Source organism: Mesorhizobium sp. M0019 (genome assembly GCF_040323975.1).
Classification (GTDB): domain Bacteria; phylum Pseudomonadota; class Alphaproteobacteria; order Rhizobiales; family Rhizobiaceae; genus Mesorhizobium.
The window spans coordinates 1-17,044 of the sequence record NZ_JAMYVK010000080.1 but is presented as its reverse complement, the minus strand read 5'-3'; the positions used below and the strand labels follow the sequence as shown (position 1 = coordinate 17,044).

General features: G+C 57.2%; 15 protein-coding genes. 1 reads left to right on the top strand and 14 read right to left on the bottom strand.

From position 1 onward, the window contains the following. Window positions 1–323 precede the first annotated feature (323 nt). The 13 genes from NKK47_RS33080 to NKK47_RS33020 all read right to left on the bottom strand — a co-directional run bounded on the left by NKK47_RS33080 (window position 324) and on the right by NKK47_RS33020 (window position 13,898). A complete protein-coding gene (locus tag NKK47_RS33080; RefSeq protein ID WP_352579681.1) occupies window positions 324–1,034 on the bottom strand; it encodes an HAD-IA family hydrolase in 711 nt (236 codons plus the stop codon). Continuing rightward, entirely contained in the window at window positions 1,031–1,840 is an 810-nt protein-coding gene (locus NKK47_RS33075; RefSeq protein WP_352579680.1) for a phosphodiesterase, read from the bottom strand. The genes NKK47_RS33080 and NKK47_RS33075 overlap by 4 nt, the downstream gene beginning before the upstream one ends. Window positions 1,841–1,900: 60 nt before the next feature. Continuing rightward, entirely contained in the window at window positions 1,901–3,157 is a 1,257-nt protein-coding gene (locus NKK47_RS33070; protein ID WP_352579679.1) for an ABC transporter substrate-binding protein, read from the bottom strand. A 40-nt stretch (window positions 3,158–3,197) separates the two neighbouring features. Next, the gene (locus tag NKK47_RS33065) at window positions 3,198–4,031 is read right to left on the bottom strand and encodes a carbohydrate ABC transporter permease (protein WP_352579683.1); all 834 of its coding nucleotides are present in this window, start codon (window positions 4,029–4,031) and stop codon (window positions 3,198–3,200) included. Between the two features lie 2 nt (window positions 4,032–4,033). Then, window positions 4,034–4,984 carry a carbohydrate ABC transporter permease gene (locus NKK47_RS33060; protein ID WP_352579678.1) on the bottom strand — a complete coding sequence of 317 codons (951 nt, stop codon included), beginning with the start codon at window positions 4,982–4,984 and terminating at the stop codon, window positions 4,034–4,036. Between the two features lies 1 nt (window position 4,985). After that, entirely contained in the window at window positions 4,986–6,134 is a 1,149-nt protein-coding gene (locus NKK47_RS33055; RefSeq protein WP_352579677.1) for an ABC transporter ATP-binding protein, read from the bottom strand. A gap of 75 nt (window positions 6,135–6,209) precedes the next feature. After that, window positions 6,210–7,049 (bottom strand): MurR/RpiR family transcriptional regulator, encoded by an 840-nt coding sequence (locus NKK47_RS33050; RefSeq protein ID WP_352579676.1) that lies wholly within the window; start codon window positions 7,047–7,049, stop codon window positions 6,210–6,212. 135 nt (window positions 7,050–7,184) lie between these two features. Beyond that, a complete protein-coding gene (locus NKK47_RS33045) occupies window positions 7,185–8,663 on the bottom strand; it encodes a sulfatase family protein (protein ID WP_352579675.1) in 1,479 nt (492 codons plus the stop codon). 80 nt (window positions 8,664–8,743) lie between these two features. Continuing rightward, a complete protein-coding gene (locus tag NKK47_RS33040) occupies window positions 8,744–10,045 on the bottom strand; it encodes an ABC transporter substrate-binding protein (protein ID WP_352579674.1) in 1,302 nt (433 codons plus the stop codon). A 24-nt stretch (window positions 10,046–10,069) separates the two neighbouring features. Then, window positions 10,070–10,894, bottom strand: a complete 825-nt coding sequence (locus NKK47_RS33035) for a carbohydrate ABC transporter permease (RefSeq protein WP_352579673.1) — start codon at window positions 10,892–10,894, stop codon at window positions 10,070–10,072. 2 nt (window positions 10,895–10,896) lie between these two features. After that, window positions 10,897–11,775, bottom strand: a complete 879-nt coding sequence (locus tag NKK47_RS33030; protein WP_352579672.1) for a carbohydrate ABC transporter permease — start codon at window positions 11,773–11,775, stop codon at window positions 10,897–10,899. 138 nt (window positions 11,776–11,913) lie between these two features. Further along, window positions 11,914–12,927: an SIS domain-containing protein gene (locus NKK47_RS33025; RefSeq protein WP_352579671.1), complete on the bottom strand. Its 1,014-nt coding sequence runs from the start codon at window positions 12,925–12,927 to the stop codon at window positions 11,914–11,916. Then, window positions 12,924–13,898, bottom strand: a complete 975-nt coding sequence (locus NKK47_RS33020) for an N-acetylglucosamine kinase (RefSeq protein WP_352579682.1) — start codon at window positions 13,896–13,898, stop codon at window positions 12,924–12,926. The genes NKK47_RS33025 and NKK47_RS33020 overlap by 4 nt, the downstream gene beginning before the upstream one ends. 209 nt (window positions 13,899–14,107) lie before the next feature. Between NKK47_RS33020 and NKK47_RS33015 the strand changes: the two genes are divergently transcribed. Then, window positions 14,108–14,956: a MurR/RpiR family transcriptional regulator gene (locus NKK47_RS33015; RefSeq protein WP_352579670.1), complete on the top strand. Its 849-nt coding sequence runs from the start codon at window positions 14,108–14,110 to the stop codon at window positions 14,954–14,956. Here NKK47_RS33015 and NKK47_RS33010 read toward each other — a convergent pair. Continuing rightward, the gene (locus NKK47_RS33010) at window positions 14,953–16,170 is read right to left on the bottom strand and encodes a D-arabinono-1,4-lactone oxidase (protein WP_352530989.1); all 1,218 of its coding nucleotides are present in this window, start codon (window positions 16,168–16,170) and stop codon (window positions 14,953–14,955) included. The two genes, NKK47_RS33015 and NKK47_RS33010, sit on opposite strands and share 4 nt — an antisense overlap. Window positions 16,171–17,044 lie beyond the last annotated feature (874 nt).

Genomic DNA, 17,044 nt, shown 5'->3' with positions numbered 1-17,044 from the left:
TCATGGCTCCGCCATCCCAGAGGCCGCCCGTCCGATCCTGTGTCTGTTCGTGGAACAGTTGCGCTCGCTGGATGAGAGGGTGGCTTCGGCGGTGGCGAACGGGGATCTGGATATTTCCTCCCCTCCCCTACGCTAACCTTCAGATCTGCGTTGCCGCGATGCTCACATGGCGCGTCAAAAACATTGCTCGGGAATAATAGATATGGTCCAGCCTCATCCTGTCGCGCTTATTAGCCGTTCCGGGGTGCAATGAGCGTCGAAAGGTGGACGTTCGTGGAGGCCGAGTGTGTTCCCTAGCCACGAAGGCGTTGCAGCACATGCTACTACCGGGTCCCTTCTGCGATCTTTGAACGCGGCTGAACCTCGCTCGTCATCAGCAATACGCCAAGTTCTTCAGCTGATCGCGCGACGACAGCAGCGCCGGCTGAGAGCAATCGTTGACCGTGGTCCTCGAAACAGTGGCCGCCCGCCGTGAAACCGATCACCGTCATCCCAGCGGCCACACCGGCTCCGACGCCGGCAATGCTGTCCTCCACCACGACGCAGCGCGCCGGCTCAGTGTCCATTTGAGCCGCAGCGAACAGGAACAGGTCCGGTGCAGGCTTGCCCGCCTTTACCATGACGGAGCTGAACACGTACGGATGGAAGTGCGGCCAAAGCTCCGTCAGTTCAAGCCCCAGTCGCAGCTTGTCGGGGCCGCTGCTTGAGGCGACGCAGCGAGGTAACGACAACTGATGCAGGAGCCGGTCAATACCACTGATGGCTTGCAGTTCCGTCCGGTAGCTTTCCTTGATCCGGGATTGCACGATGGTGTCGAAGTCGCTGGGGAGAGGGCGGCCCCAGTCTTCTTCGATCATCTTCCGCATGGTGGCTGAGGACAGGCCGGTAAAGCGCAGAACCACATCAGAATACGACGTGGGATAGCCGATGCGGGTAAGTTCCTCGGCATCAATGCGACTTGCCAGCGTCTCGCTGTCGATCAGAACGCCGTCGCAATCGAAGATGACCAGTTCATAAGGGTTCTGTTGTTTCATTGCACGTCCTTCGGAACCGGGCCCGCAACGGAGACCTCAACCACATGTCGGTCGTTGACTTCGAAACGGTGGACAAGGACGCTATCATCGTCGATCAGTGCGACGTCGAAAGCCGGGGCGTCCTCGACAAAATCCGCATCCCTGCGCGCTAAGTGTGGTATGATCTGATGTGCAACCCCACGGCTTGCGCTGAACGGAATGCCGCTCCAGGTGCCGCTGACATCGACGTGCACATGACCATGGAAGACGTGCCGCACATTGCCGGCCCCCACCATCGCCCGCATAGTCTGGCGCCAGTTCTCCGTATTCCAAGGCTCAAAGTGCGGCAGGCCGATCGGCTGTAGCGGATGATGGGCGAAGAGGTACGCCGGCGCCTGCGGCCTCTCGGTGAGCCGCTCTAACAGCCATTCCAGTCGTCCCTCGTTCAGCGCGCCATGCCCAAGACCCTCCACCAGGGTGTCGAGGAAGATGAGGCGCCCGACCGAGGTGTCATGGACTGACTGGACAAAACCGTTCCTATCGCGCGGCTCGCCGGGGAAAGCGCGTAAGAAGTTTTGACGACTGTCGTGGTTGCCGAGCAGAAGCCGGATGGGCACGCGCATCTCCTGAAGCAATTCGCGTAACAGTTCGTAGGAAGCGAAGTCTCCCTCGTCGGTGAGGTCGCCGGTCAGCACGCAAAGCTCGGCATCGGCGTGATCGCGGTTGATGCGCTCGATGGTCTTGCGCATTCGCTCGGCCGGATCGAAGCCAAAGAGCATAGCGCCGGCCGGCACAAGGTGGAGATCAGTCAAGTGGATCAGTTTCATTGGTAAATCCGCGAAAAAGGGAGAGACGCCGCACGGCGTGCAGCGTCCCGGACGAGACGATCAGTTGGTTTTCGGCAGGAGTGCGCGAACCTGGGACGCCATGTCTGCGAGGGCGGCCTCCGGTTCCTTGGATCCAAGCGCGATGGCCGTCATTTCGTCGCGTAGGACCTCGCCGATCTGAACACCGTTGTCACCGGGCCAAGAGAACCACGGGCGGGCGCGGGGCGTCTGGAGCACGCTGGTGTACCAATTCGGATGCTTGTCGTAGAACGCGCCGAGATGATCCTTGTCGAGGGTAAGCGTGTTCGTCGGCATATATCCGGTATTAGGTACGACAATGCTCTGGCCTTCAGGACCAGTCGCGAACTTGACGTACTCCCAGGCGGCGGCGCGCTTGGCGGGATCGTCGGTGAGGATTACTGCGACCATGCCGCCCGTCGGCATCGTCGCATCTTCAACGCCTAGCGGCTGCTTGGCGGTGCGGAGCTTGAACCGGTCTCCAACATCAGCTTCAAAGCCACTCACACTGCCGGCAGAGGCGAATAAGAAACCAAGTTTGCCGGAAGTGAAGAGCTGCTGGGCAGCGCGCGAGTCGATCGTCGGCTGAGCACCAGCGGTATGGAATCTCTTGAACAGCTTGACTGCGGCCTGGCCGGCAGGACCGTCAAAAGCGATGTCGCTTTGCTTGTCGTTCATCATCCGTCCGCCGAAGCTGCGCACCAGGTTCTGCGTGGTCCAGTCGTCCGAGCCAAGTTGGTAATACATGCCGGACGTTCCATTGCCGAGCGCTCCAATTTTGCCGGCAAGTTCGACGAAGCTATCCCAGTCGCCTGGGATCTTGTCAGGATCGCCACCCGCCTTCTTCACGAGATCGGCATTGTAGTAAACAACCGGCGTCGACATGGCGAACGGAAGACCGTAGAGATGGCCGTCGATTGTTGCGAGAGAAAGGACCTGATCCGTGTAGCCTTTCTCGGCTAGGTGATCCGCGGCAGCGAGATCGTCGATGGGCTTCACGAGCCCACGCGCCACGAGCGGACGCAACACATTGAAGCCGACGTAGTGGACGTCCGGCAACTCGCCCGCCATGCTCTGGCGGATCAACGTTTGGACAGCCTCATCATAACTCGGCGCGGCGACGCGGAAGTTGATCTTGATGTCCGGGTGGTCCTTCATGAAGCGATCGGCAATCGGCTTATGGATTACTTCGTGTTCGGGCCAGGCGTAATAGACATCGAGTTTTGTGTCGGCTTGCGCCGGCATGGCTGCCAGCGCGGCAGTGATGCCGGCGGCGAGGATCATTGCAAGGGTTTTCACATTGCTCTCCTGAGGTTCGAGATGAGGTTTGGAAACGGAGCTAGTGTCGGCCAAGCACCAGGCCCCGGATGAAGTGTTTCTGCATGAGAAGGAAAAGAGCGACTAAGGGCGCGGTCACGAGAACGCCCCCGGCCATAAGCGCACCGACATTTCCGGCGCCTTCGCCCGCCTGCCGGAAATAGGCAATTCCAAGGGAAGGCGTCATCATGTCGGGAGTGGTGATCACCACCAGTGGCCAATAGAGATCGTTCCAATGGGCCACGACAGAGAAGATCGAGAAGGAAGCGACGGCCGGCCATGCTGCAGGCAGCATGATCCGCCGGGCGATCGAGAGCTCGCTGAAACCGTCCAGCCGCGCCGCGTCGAGCACCTCGTCGGGAAAAGTCACGAAGAACTGCCGGAACAGGAAGATGGCAAATACCGAAATGATCCAGGGCAGAACCAGCGCGGCATAGCTGTCGAGCAGCCCGGATTTCGCCAGCGCTATGTAGATCGGGATCGTTGGTATCTGCACCGGCACCAGAAGACCGAGAAGGACGGCCGCAAGCAGAATTGGGCGGCCGGGGAAGGATAGCTTGGCCATCGCATAGCCACACGGGATGGCGATCGCGACCTGCAACACAAGAATTGTCAGGCACACGACAAAGCCATTTCCCATGAACCGAAGAAGCGGAATTGCCGAAAGCGCGGTGCTGTAATTGTCAATCGCGCCGTTAAGGGTCGGGGTTGGCAGCAGGCTGCCGTCGAAAATCTCGCTCTGTGGAGTCATAGAGGCAAGGATCATCCACACAAAAGGGAAGACCATTATGATCGCGCCGGTCACAAGCACGGCATGCAAGGCAATGCGGGATGCGGAAGATTGCGCCAGGATCATCATCATCGACCTCCACTTGCTTTCCAGCGCGCCCGGCGCTCGGAGACGTGCATCTGGACGAGCGACAGGAAAGTCACGAAGACGAAGAAAGACACGGAGATCGCTGACGCATACCCCACCCGGAAAAAGCGGAAGCCCTCTTCATAGAATGTGTAGAGAATGACGGAGGTGGACTTCATCGGGCCGCCCTGTGTGAGGACTGCAACCGTTTCGAAGACCGAAAAGGCGCGGATGATTGTCATTACGGTGACGAACAGCGTCACCGGCGCCAGCATCGGCCAAGTCACCAGCAGGAAGCGCTTCAGCCCCGTGTCCGCTCCGTCGATCGCCGCGGCTTCGTAGAGCTCCTCCGGAATGGTTGAAAGACCGGCCACGAAAAGTATCATGTTGAAGCCGACCAGCTGCCAGACGCCGATCGCCGAGAGCGCATACATGGCCGTCGAGGGATCGGACAGGAAGCTGACCGGCGATGCGCCCAAAAGCTGCAGCAATGAGTTGGCGAAGCCGAGACTTGGATGCAGGATCGCTTCCCACGCGGTTGCGAGAGCGACCAGGGTCGCGGCCACCGGTAGGAAGTAGGCGGTGCGATAGACGATGGCAAATCGTGACCGCGCGATCAAGAGAGCAACCAGCAGGCCCCACCCGATTGATGTCGGCACGACCACAACCACATAGAGCGCGGTGTTGCGCAGGCTCTGAGCAAAGCCTGGGTCCGTCAGCATGCGCGTATAGTTCGCAAGCCCGATGAACCGGACACCGGCCAAACCAAGCGAAGCATCTGTAAAAGACAGAAAGAAAACTAGAACGGTGGGCCCGATGACAAGAGCGGCAAGCAGCAGCGTCGCGGGTGTGGCCAGGATCATTCCGGCTTGTGCCTGGGCGCGAGCAGGGCGGTAGCCGCCTGAAATGTTCTGAGCCAAGCGACCGATCGGATTGTCGTCGACCACGGCCATATCAGGCTACCCTGCTGTGACCGCGACTCTGGCGCGAGCCGTCCCAAGGAAAGAACCATGCCTTTTCCGAGTCGATGGTCAGTCCCAAGTTGTCGCCGCCACGCAGTGATTGTGCTCGCTCGGCCGAAATCCGGGCGACGAACTCAGCGCCTGCCCCGGCATGGACAAAGACGTGAGCGTCCATCCCTGCATGCTCGATGCGCGTGACGCAAACCGGCAGGGCGCCCGGTCGGTCCCTGTCGACGAGGGATGCATGCTCCGGCCGAAAGGCCAGCGTTCCGGCCTGTCCGGATCCGAGCGCATCGCGAATGATGATCCTACTGCTGTCGATGATGAGCGCGCCGCCGACAGGGGCGGCCACCTCGACCTCGTTCAGGAATGGCTGGGCCAGGAACCGGGCAACATCGAGATCGACGGGTTCGCGATAAAGATCGGCAGGGGCTGCAACTTGGCGCAGCTCGCCGCCAAAAACGACGGCGACACGGTCGGAAAGTGCGGCCGCCTCGGCCTGGTCATGGGTAACGAAGATAGTCGTCGTTTGCATTTCCTTGTGGAGCCGCGCGATTTCGCCACGCGTATGAATGCGCAACGCTGCGTCCAGATTTGCCAAGGGTTCATCCATCAGGAAGATCTTCGGCTTGCGCACCATAGCGCGTCCCAAAGCCACGCGCTGGCGCTGTCCACCCGAAAGCTCCGCCGGCCGGCGGTCGAGCAGCGCATCGAGCTTGAGCAGCGCCGATGTTTGACGGACCCGCTCCTCGATCGAGCGATTGCGTTGGCCGGCCCCTGGCAGCAGGCCGCCAATCACCGGAAGCCGTTCCAAGCTGGTCAGCTCGCGCATGACCAGCGGGGCTGCGATGTTGTCGTACACACTTAGATGCGGATAAAGGGCGTAGCTCTGGAACACGAAGGCCAGGTCGCGGTCCTTCGGCGCCACGGTATCCAGCGCCTTGCCCCCTGCACGCACGTGGCCCTGATCCGCCCGCTCCAGCCCTGCTATTATGCGAAGAAGCGTGGACTTGCCGCAGCCGGAGGGCCCAAGCAGTGTCACAAATTCCCCGGCAGCAATCCTTAGACAGACGCCGCGAAGCACATCAGTCGCGCCATACCGCTTGCCGACATTGTCAATGTGGAGATCCAACGCAGCCATTCCGAGTTCCCTTTCGGTTAGCGACAGGGCTTAATGGAGCTTTATTTCATTTTCATGACAATACGGAGTTTAATTTCATTTCGCAACCGATTTCTCCATCGCCTTTCCCAGTGCCAGCATCAGGCTTTCGATCACGAAGATCTTGCCGATCATCGGGGTCAGCGTGCCGCCGATCGGATGGTCGTCAAGGCCGGAGGCCTGCAAGATGAAGTCCGCCGACTTGCCGAGCGGGCTACGGGCGCGGTTGGTGATGGCGACGGTCAGTGCCCCTGCGGAGCGGGCGCCCTTGAGGAACTGAACCGTATCAACGGTGAGGCCGGATATCGAAAGGCCGATCGCCACGCATCCGGGACTGAGTCCGTTGGCGACTTCGTGAGCCATGTTGGAGTTTCTGAACGCCAGCGCCGTAAGCCCAACTCGCAAGAGCCGATAGGCGAGCAGTTCTCCCGTCACGCCCGACATTCCTGCTCCGTAAAGATCTATCCTTCTGCTCGCCGCAATCACTTCTGCGAGCTTCTCGAGGGCCTCGAGATCGGCATTGCTGTGTGCGATCCCTAGATTCCGAGCCATCGTGTCGTGCAAGGTTTGCAGGGCGGCGTTGGGCTGCTGCGCGGCGGTGGATGGAGGCCTGGGGCGGCCAATCTCTGCCGCCAGCGCCAGCTTGAAATCGCGAAAGCCGGAAAAGCCGATCTGGCGGCAAAGCCTCAAAATGCTGGCTTCCCCACTACCCGCGAATTCGCCTAGTTCCCCGACCGAGTGGTGCAACACTTTCTCAGGATTTTCCAGGATGTATTTGGCGATCCGAGCGAGCGCATTCGGCAGATGATCGATGTCTTCCTGCAAGCCAGATAAGATGCTCTCGCGCTCTGCCGCTGTCGCGGCGGGTGAGTTAATGCTCATCGTCATGATACCCATACCTTATGAAGCCGCAGAAAAGAGAGCCAGATGCCATCGACCCGTCCGACGATTGGCTTCCGAAGCGCGCGCGACCAGGGGCCGACTTCGAGATTGGGAGAACAGGACTAGCCAGTGCTCGCCCGACTGGGAAGACTAGTAGTCCTCAATTCTGTTCGGGCCGGATCCACTTCTGAGCATCATAGCGGAAAAGCTGCGCCCTAAAAGGTCGCATTTCAAGCCCCTCTGATGGGCGCTATCCCAGAGATCATAGTGCTCATTGGGGTCTTCTTTATGATCGAACAACTCTCCTATTCCAACATCATGATATACATTTAGCTTATAGCGTCCATCATAGTACATTGATGCGCGTGACCCCCGGCTCCCGTGGAATCGGAGAGAATTGTGATACTCGCTGACCACGTACGGCTTGTGGTATTCCAATGAGGTGTTGCCAAGCAGCATCTGGTCGAGTGACAGCCCCTGCATAGCGCTGGGGATCTCAAGACCCGACAACGAGAGCAATGTGGGTGCAATATCAACCAGCTCGACGAGTGCATTCGACACCGATCCTTGGGCTGAGCTGCCGGGCACGGAAATCATAAGCGGGACATGCACCAGACCCTCATAGAAACGGCAGCCTTTGTAGAGCAGGCCGTGGTCACCCATCATGTCACCATGATCGCTCATGAAGACAATGATGGTGCGATCCAGCTGGCCGGTTTCCGTCAAAGCGTCCAGTACCCGGCCGACTAGATCGTCGACTTGAGCCACCTCTGCATGATATGCCGCTCTCATCTCCCAAATGTCGAAGTTCGTGGGTGGCGCTTCATGCGTAGGCCCGGCGATCTCGTCATTGTGCGCCTGACCGACGGCTGCTGCGGCCTGCCACGGATCCACCGCGAATTTTGCCTGCTGATCGACTCGTTCAAATTTCTTCTGATGCTCGAGATCGATCGGCCTGAAGACAGGATCAGGCATATCACTTGGGTTGAAACGCCTGAGGTAGTCAGGCGGGGGATTGAGAGGCGGATGAGGTGCGTCGATATTAATGCCTAAATACCAATTACGACCAGAATGCATCTTGATGAAACGCTCTGCCCGATCGCCTGCCCAACGCGCCTGCCGATATTCTGCGGCCGGTCCCGGGCCATAATGTTGGTCAAGATACGGTTTGAAGTAGGCTACGGGATCGACCCCTTTTGACCACATCCACGCATGATAGTCATGGTTGCCTGACCACTCCGGAAATGGCTCAGGGCTCCAGTAGAACTCGGCAAATCCATCGTCGGGGCGCTTTTCTATCATGCCACGAGTGGCAGATAGGTGCAGCTTCCCTATGTGCCCCGGGTAGTATCCGGCATTCGCCATCAGTTTTGGGAGCAAAACGAGATGCGAAGGAAACGTGCCGGCGCCGTTTTGATGCACTTGGTGTGCGATCGGATACAACCCCGTCAGAAAGCTCGTTCGGCTCGGCGTGCAGATCGGGCTTTGACAATACGCACGAGCGAATGCTGTACCCCTCGCGGCCAGACGGTCGATATTGGGAGTTTGCGTGCCCTTGAACCCGAGACACCGCAGCGTGTCCCAACGTTGTTGATCACTGCAAATCCAGACAATATTAAAGTTGCCCAACTCTGATCCTCAAACGCAATAGAGGTCTAATTCGTTCGCCACCGGCGCGTCAATCGCGCCGGTGGCCGGGTGCGTGAAGACTACTTCAAATATCCAGCCCGTTTTAAGATATCCACGGCCTCAGTCTGAGCATCATCCAAGGCGGCCTGGGCACTTTTGCTGCCAACAACCGCCTCCTGCAGGGCTCGACCGAGGCGGTCGCCGATCTCCTTGAATTCAGGGATTCGAGGATAATACCACTCCGGCGCGACCCGAAGAGTTTCAGCATATGTTGCCGCGAACGACCCGTGGCCATAATTGTAGTCGTGCTTGGCAAGTATCTCCGGATCGTTCCACAGGGACGATCTCGTGATCGCGACAAAGGTGCTATCGAGTGAAATGCGTTTCATCACATCTTTACTTGTCGCCCACTGAAGGAATGCGGCTGCGGCTGCCTTGTTTTCTGATGCCGCCGGGATGACATAGGCCTGTCCCGCAAATGGCGGGAACCTCCCACTTACTCCGCCGGGCGGCAAAGCGAATCCAAGCTTACCTACGACTTTCGACAGCTTGGGGTCGAGAATGCGGCCGGCAGTAGGAGCGCCTTCCACCGTCATTGCAATGCGGCCCTGCTGCATCGCAATGACGACGTCGTCAAACGTTGCTGAGGTGCTGCCAGGCACGGTGAACCCGGTCATCACGTCTGTGTACCATTTCAGCGCCTCCACAGCGGCGGGTGTATTGACCGTGGGCGTCAGATCCGCCGGTTCGTGCGCGAAATATTTGCCGCCGAAAGCATACAGGACCTGGCCCCAAAACCAGATATTCTCACCGGTGTCGGGTTGCCCTCTTAATGCGGTGCACTGAATATCAGCCTTTTTCAACAGCTCGCAGTCATCGCGGAATTCCTCCCACGTTTGTGGTGGCTGTTTGATACCGGCCTTCTCCAATAAGTCGGGACGATAGTAAAGGAGCTGCGTCGCCGCGAAATGCGGCAATGCCAGTTGTTTGCCGTCCTTATTGTACAGGCGAAGCACGGGAGCGATGAAATCCTGTACATCGGCACTCTTCATGTCGATGTAGTTGTCGAGCGGCTCCAGGATATCGCCAGATGCGTATCGCCCGAACTCCTCGCTCCCTAAGTAGACCACGTCGTAGCTGTTTGAACGTGTCAAGAGCTCGACCGACACCTTCTGAACGGTCGGCGCATAACCGAAGAGATCGAACTGCACTTCAGCGCCGGTCTTCTCTGTGAACTCGTGCGCAAATTTTTTGAGCTCAAGATCGTATGCTGAGTTTGTCGATAGGATCTTTATCTTTACGCCGTCGTACCGCTGCTGAGCCGATGCTCCCCCGCCAATGGCAACACCTAATGCGACAGCAAGAATTCCGATGTACCTCATTGCTTCTCTCCTTGAGCTAACGTTTCACCCTTTCACGGAACCGGTCGTTGTTGAGCCGGCGACGTACTTCTTTACGAACGGCACGAAAACCACGATCGGAACCAGCATAAGCACGCAGGCGGCTGCCGCTTTGCCCCAATCAGTTCCCTCAAACGGCATGAAATTCAGAATTGCGACGGCTGCAGTTTTTGCGTTATCGCGTGTTAGCGTCAGCGCGAAAAGAAACTCGTTCCAAGAACCAATAAAGACTAATATAGCCGTTGCTAAGATGCCGGACCTGGAAATAGGTATCGAGATAAGTGTCATCACCTGCAGCGTTGACGCGCCATCTATGGTAGCGGCCTCTTCGATTTCACGAGGAACTTGGTCAAAAAACGCCGATAAATACCAAATCGCGAGCGGGATAGCGAACGTGGTGTTGACGATGATCAGCGCAATCTTCGTGTCGACCAAATCTACTTGGCGGAAAAAGAGAAAATAGGGGATGATGTAAATCATCGCTGGCGCAGCCCGGAGCGCCAATACCAACGTCAACAGCCTGCGCATGGAAGTCTTCTGCAGATGGGAGATGCCAAATGCCGCCGGGACCGAAAGCGCCATGGTCACTACAATGGTGCTGCATGAGACCACAATTGAATTGATGAGCGCCGAAGAAAAGTCCTTGTCGGCGATTATCGCGGTATAGTGCTGAATGGACGGCTCTCCCACGATCACCGGCGGCCATTGAAACATCTCTGTCGGCTCTTTGAGAGATGTCGAAAGTGTCCACAGGATTGGAGAGAATAGGAATAGCGCGAATGCAGCACAGATGACATATCCGTAGATGTATCGTCCAAGGTCTCGATGCATGATCAGCCCCCGACTCGGCCAGCCGAGATTCGGCGAACAAACCAAAAGCAAGCCCCGACGATTGTGGCTGTGAACGCCACGAGAATTGAGGCGGCATAATCGAGGTCAAGATATGTAAATGCGGTCAGGAAAGCGTAGAAGTTAAGGGGCTCCGTCGCCCCTGCAGGCCCGCCTCCAGTCAGCACGAAAATCACCGGGAAAATGCCGAGGACCTCCAAGGCTTGAAATACTGCAACGGCTCCCATTGCAGGTAAGACAAGCGGTATGGAGATATGCCGTTGGGCCTGAGCCCAGCTTGCACCGTCGAGGCTGGCCGCCTCATAAATCTCGTCGGGGATTGAATCCAGGGAGGAAAGAAGCAGCAAAGCAACTATAGGAACCCCAAACCAAACCGACACGATGATCACGGTAGCAAGCGCTGAGGCCTTGCCTCCCAGCAAGTCGGCGTCGAAATTGTGTCCGAAGAAGCTTGCGAAATAAGACAGGCCGCCCACACCAGGAATGACAAACAATTTCCACACAATTCCGCCTACCGCTGGCGGTACTACGGAGGGAAGCAGGGAAGCTGCTCGCATCCACCGTGTACCGATGAGCTTCTCCTTCAAAGCTAATGCCAGCGCCAACCCACACAGGAGTTGAAGCGCGACGGGCATAACGACTAGGGCAAAAGTCACGAAAGCAGCGTTGATAAATCGGCCGTCGGACAAGAAGCGTGTGTAATTGTAAATGCCGATGAAGGTCGTCTTTCCGGGGAAGGCGATGTTGAAATCCACGAATGAGAGCGCAACGACAGCCGCAATCGGGACGAACGTCGCAAGGCATAGGAACCCGATCGCGGGGGTAACCAGCGCCCAGGACACATTAAGCCGGGAATATGCCATGGGTCCGTTCCTCCTTGATGTCTATGCCCATGTTGAAAGCCTGGCCTGGCTGGCATTGGCGAGCTGAATGGGACCGAGTGCGTCAAAAGTCCGGCTAGGAAGGAGGTCCGGAACGTTGTTATGTCCGGACGTGCGAGCTCAGATCTGCGTTTCCGTTTCGTCCATCGCAACCTTTGTGTCCGTTTGGCTATAACGGAACGGGACATCCGTAAGTCCGGCCGCGTCGGACAGCTCGGCCGCCAGCAGCTGGGCGGGCAGAATGTCTACGATGGCCCGGGCAACACGGTTCTGCAGTGGAGGCACTTTCACAACTGTCAGGGTTTTGTGGTCGTGAGGCAATTCGCTCGCGGTTACTAGAAGAACTGCACAGCCGATTTCGGCTAACTCCTGCGCCAACCGCACTTCGCGACCATCGCCGAATATCAATATCCCAGTCGCCTGATCCATAGATTCCATCGGACCATGCAAGTAGTGCAGCGTGTCGCTGGCGCCTGCCGGAACCCTGACAGCCTCACGAATAAGCAAACAAGCTTCGCCCGCTGTACCAAAGGCGGATATTGCGCCAACGCAGTCGATGGCTCGCTGGTCACGGAAAATTTCGCCAGCACGAGCCATTTTCTTCGCCGAGGTCTTCAGGACCTCGCTTGCGATGTGGGGAATGTCGTTCCAATAAAAGCTCTCTCCACCGCCAAGAGCATCAACCAGCAGCCCGCCTGCCAAAAGCGACCCTGTGAAGCCGGTACTTGATGGCAGCGAATCCAGCCCGGACTCATACCGAATTGCCGTTGAAGCGGCGCGCGATAGCGGGTCATTGCCTTCATTCGTGATTGCAAGCGACGGCAACTGACTGTGCACGTTAAGCGCAGCAATGGGCTCGACGCTCCTTCCTCCGACAGAAAGCACGATAATGGAATCGCCAGGATCTCCCGGCTCAACGAGATCGACAGCGCGCCAGGTATTTGCCCGCCTACCGCGACGCTGAAGTTCGCCGGTCACCACCGCCGCAGCTTCGTAACTCGCGCCTATCCCTGTAACGACCAAAGTTCCGTTTTTGAATTGGGAAAGATCAAGTTTCCGAAGCTGCGGTCGGACAACTTCCAACGCATGGCGAAACTGATCAGGCTGACGGGCAATCGCCGATCTGTAAGTCATTGAACATCCTTGTGTTGAGGCATGATTGGACCTTCAGTGCTGGCCCCACCCGTGCGAAGTTGCTGCGCCATGAGGCAGGCTCCCAAGACCGGCGGCCTGTTAAGGAAAGTGACGGCTACTGTGGCCCCGAAGCGGCTGGCAATTTCGTGAGAAAATGCGTCGGCTAAAAGCGGTTGAGCAAGAATGACCCCACCGCCCACCACAACAAGTTTGTCGTGCACGCCGCCTAACATCAGATGGTGGACCAGCTGAGCCAAGGCAGAGGCACCCTCGTTGATGACGCGTTTGGCCAACAGCGAACCGGCATTGGCTGCCTTGAAGACTACGGGTGCGTGGCGGCCCAGAGCGGACGCGCTGCCTTCCTGCGCGATTGAAGTGCCGATGTTTGTGGGGCTGGTCAGCCCAAAGGTTTCACAAAGTGCCTCTACAAGGGGCTCCGTCCTGGCGCCCCCCAAATCAATATGTAACCGCACCGCACGGCCCGCTTCCCGCATCAAACCAGGTGCGCTCCCTTCGTCTCCGATTGCCCATCCCCAGCCGCCTGCGACATGCATTTTGCCGCTATCGTCGCGAGCGACTGCGATCGAGCCAGTGCCCGCGACGACACCTATTCCGCTGGAAAATCCCATGGTGACGGGCAAAAGCTCCGCATCATTGACGACCTTTAAGGGACAGGCGAAATGATTCGACAGTTGCTGCTGAAGCAGGCCGCACTCGGCATCGTCATCGCATCCATGAGAGCCAATCGCGATGCTGTTGGGCGTGGCGTCAGCAGCAAACCGGCGGACTAGCGCGATGAGTCCAGGGATATTGTGGTCACAGGCACCAGAGCGCCACTCACTGGTTGGCACGATCAGGTCGCGGGCCGTACCCTGGTCCGAGCACCCCCTCAAATGCGTTTTGGTGCCACCGATATCGACACCGATCGAGATAGAACACATCTCTTCATCTCTGTTCGTAGTCGCGTGCATCAACCGCGTTTCCAGTTTGGTGGCGGAGAATATCACTATCTCAACTCTGATAAAAGATGATTTTTTTCATCATAACGACGTCCGGTGATTGGGGTCGGTCGGCAGTCCGGAAAAGGTAAGCGGACGGTAGCGGTTCCCTTACGAGAGGCTGTTCACTGCTTGGCTTTCTGCTGAAAATTTCCTATAGCCAGCGGACCTGGACCCTCGTGATGCACGGGATTCGTTTTTTAATGCAGGAAAACATTTTAGCGCGATTGCGATCGTCTCAGCCGAGCCTCAGTCCGGCACTCCTTCGCATCAGTGAGTACGTCCTCAAGGATCCCGCGAAGGTCGTGCACCAGACCATCACGGAGGTCGCTGACGGATCTGGATCGAGCGAAGCGAGCGTTTTGCGGTTCTGCAGAGACATCAAATTTTCGAGCTTTCAGCGTTTCAAACTGGCATTGGGAATCGAACTGTCAACTAACCAGACAATCAGACATGCCAGCCCGTCCGGCGACATCATCGACGATACGCTGTCTATGGCCGTCACGGCACTCAATCAGACAAAGGACCTGTTGAACCAGGCCGCCCTTGAATTGGCGGTAAAACATATCATACGAGCGAAAAGTATCGATCTCTACGGTTTGGGCGGCTCTGCGAACGTAGCCCGATATGCGCATTACTTGTTTATTAGATCTGGACTGATGTCGCGCGTGCTGGACGACCCGCATCTCGCCGTCATGAGCGCGGTGAATCTCGGACCCAAGCACGTGGCGCTGGCAATTTCGGAATCTGGCTCAAGCAAGGATACCATCAACTCACTCATGGCAGCCAAGGCTGCTGGCGCGTTCACCATAGCAATCACATGTCACATACGCAGTCCAATCGCTGCCAAGGCGGACGCTGTGCTGGCAGCATCCTCGACGGACACCCCCATCATGCGAGGAGCGTTCTCCCGGGTCGCTGGACAATATTTGATCATCGACATCCTCGCCAACATGATCGTTAAAGATGGCAGCAAGTTCCAGGCGGCTATGCAGCGAACCGCAGAGGCTACCATAGATAAAAGCTTTTAACCGAAACGTTCGCGCAGGTAGTCGTTCAGGAAACGACCGTCCGGATCAAAGCGAGCCCTTTGGGAAACAAAATCGCGGTACCTTGGGTACAAGCCTTCGATCTCCGGCCGCCCCAGACTGTGAAGTTTGCCCCAGTGCGGACGACCGTTCGCGGAAGAAAAGATTGTCTCGCAATCACGAATGAAATCCCAGTAATCTTCTCCTGCTGCGCCGGACACGGATATCATCGCAGTCTTTCGTTCAAAGTATGGACTCAGCCAAATGTCGTCAGCCGCTACAGTTCTATACTCCACCGGAAATATCTGCGACGGGTACTTTGTCTTTATCAACTTGCGGATTTCGCGGAATACCGACGGACCGTCCCCGTAAGCCACCGCGTACTCGCATTCATTGTGGTTCGGCATCGGAATTGAACCCGGAAATATCCGGTAGCTCGGCCCTATCCTCTCGCCGACCCGATCTTCGACAGACTCCGGCGATTGAGCCGTGACGTTCAGCGTCCTCAGTTCGCAGACATCGGATTTGCTGCGAGTACGTCCCATGCCAAACGTGTTGGGCAGGCTGTATAACGAGGCCGAGTGTTCGGTCGGGCACCAGAAAACGCGGAGACTCCGGTTTTGTTGGCATAGCTGATCCAGGTGATCCATGCATTCTTCGAAATCCTCACGCCATATTTTGTCATGAAGATCAAAGGCGGGAACAAGCTTCATCGTGACGGAAAGTACTACGCCGAACATTCCGATGGAGACTTTTGCAGCGTTGAGGGCATCCGCGTCCTGTGAAGCATCGATATTGACGATTGATCCGTCGCCAGTAGCTATTCGCATTCCAACTATCGGCCCCGCTAAGCATTTTAAACTGTCACCACTGCCATGCGTACCCGTCGATACGGCCCCGCTTATGGTTTGCAGATCGATGTCGCCTTGATTCGGCAACGCCCAACCTGCAGAGCGCAGTTCAGAGCCGACGTCACAAATCCGCGTTCCGCCGCGAAGCGTCACCCGGCCGTTGGCATGGTCGATGTTTTCGATCCCGGATAGGCGCTCCGCGGAGATCAGAACGCCGTCCGTGGGGACAATTGGCGTATATGAGTGCCCCGTACCAACAACGCGAATTCGCAGGTTGTTCAAGGCTGCTGCCTTTATCGTACTGCAGACGTCATCGTCCGAGCTTGGCATCTCGAAATGCTTTACCCTGCAAACCTGATTGCTCACCCAGTTCCGCCAAATTAAGCTCGGGCCGAGTGTCGGCGATCCCGGTTGTGAAGAAGGCAATGGAGTTCTCCTGGTATGTGTTACTGGGTCCTTTGACGGATACGAGCACGGGCGTGATGGGTATCATCATCGCGCTGTATATAAAAGACGATTTTTTTCATTCTTAATCGAATTGCACCGAGGCGGAAATCCGACTCTCATGCGTCACCAATCGAAAACCGTCTTGAACGGTTTCCAGGCCTCATCGGAGCCGGGCTCTGCTCATCTCAAGCCTTGATGGCTCCCGAACTCAGGCTCGGAAACTAGAGCCCCGCATTATGCGCGGAGGCAGCGGCAGTCGATGGACCAGTGTTGAATTTCGGCTGCATGCGAGCTCAGAAGGGAGGTATCCAAGGGAGCAATAAACATCCACTGTCGTGCCGGACCGAACCTCAGCAGATGTTCTGCCAACCGCACGTTTAGGGCTTAAGCGTCATGTGCTTGCTCGTTGTCGAACTTGATTTACTCTAAGACATCACGATTCATCCTTTGATGACCTGCCGCCGCTTTTCATTGCATGCAGGATACCGTGGCTCCCGGAGGTAGCTTCAGTGCGTCACCGTGCCTCATGCTAGGGTGTTACCCCCACAGGTGCGGGCGGAACTCGTCCACGCCGCTGCTAAACCTTCAACATTAGGCAAAGCAAGCCTCTAAGCTCCTCCAACGATGCCTTGGGCTCAAACATTCCTCAGCTGACTGTGATGATGGCGCGCGCGCACTAACGCGCATTAGCGCATATTTGCATTTCGCGGTATGCATACGACGACGGCCGCCTACTGACGCGTACCTTGAGGCGTTAGTGTCCGCTTAGATTAAGTGGACGCTTGGCGAATGA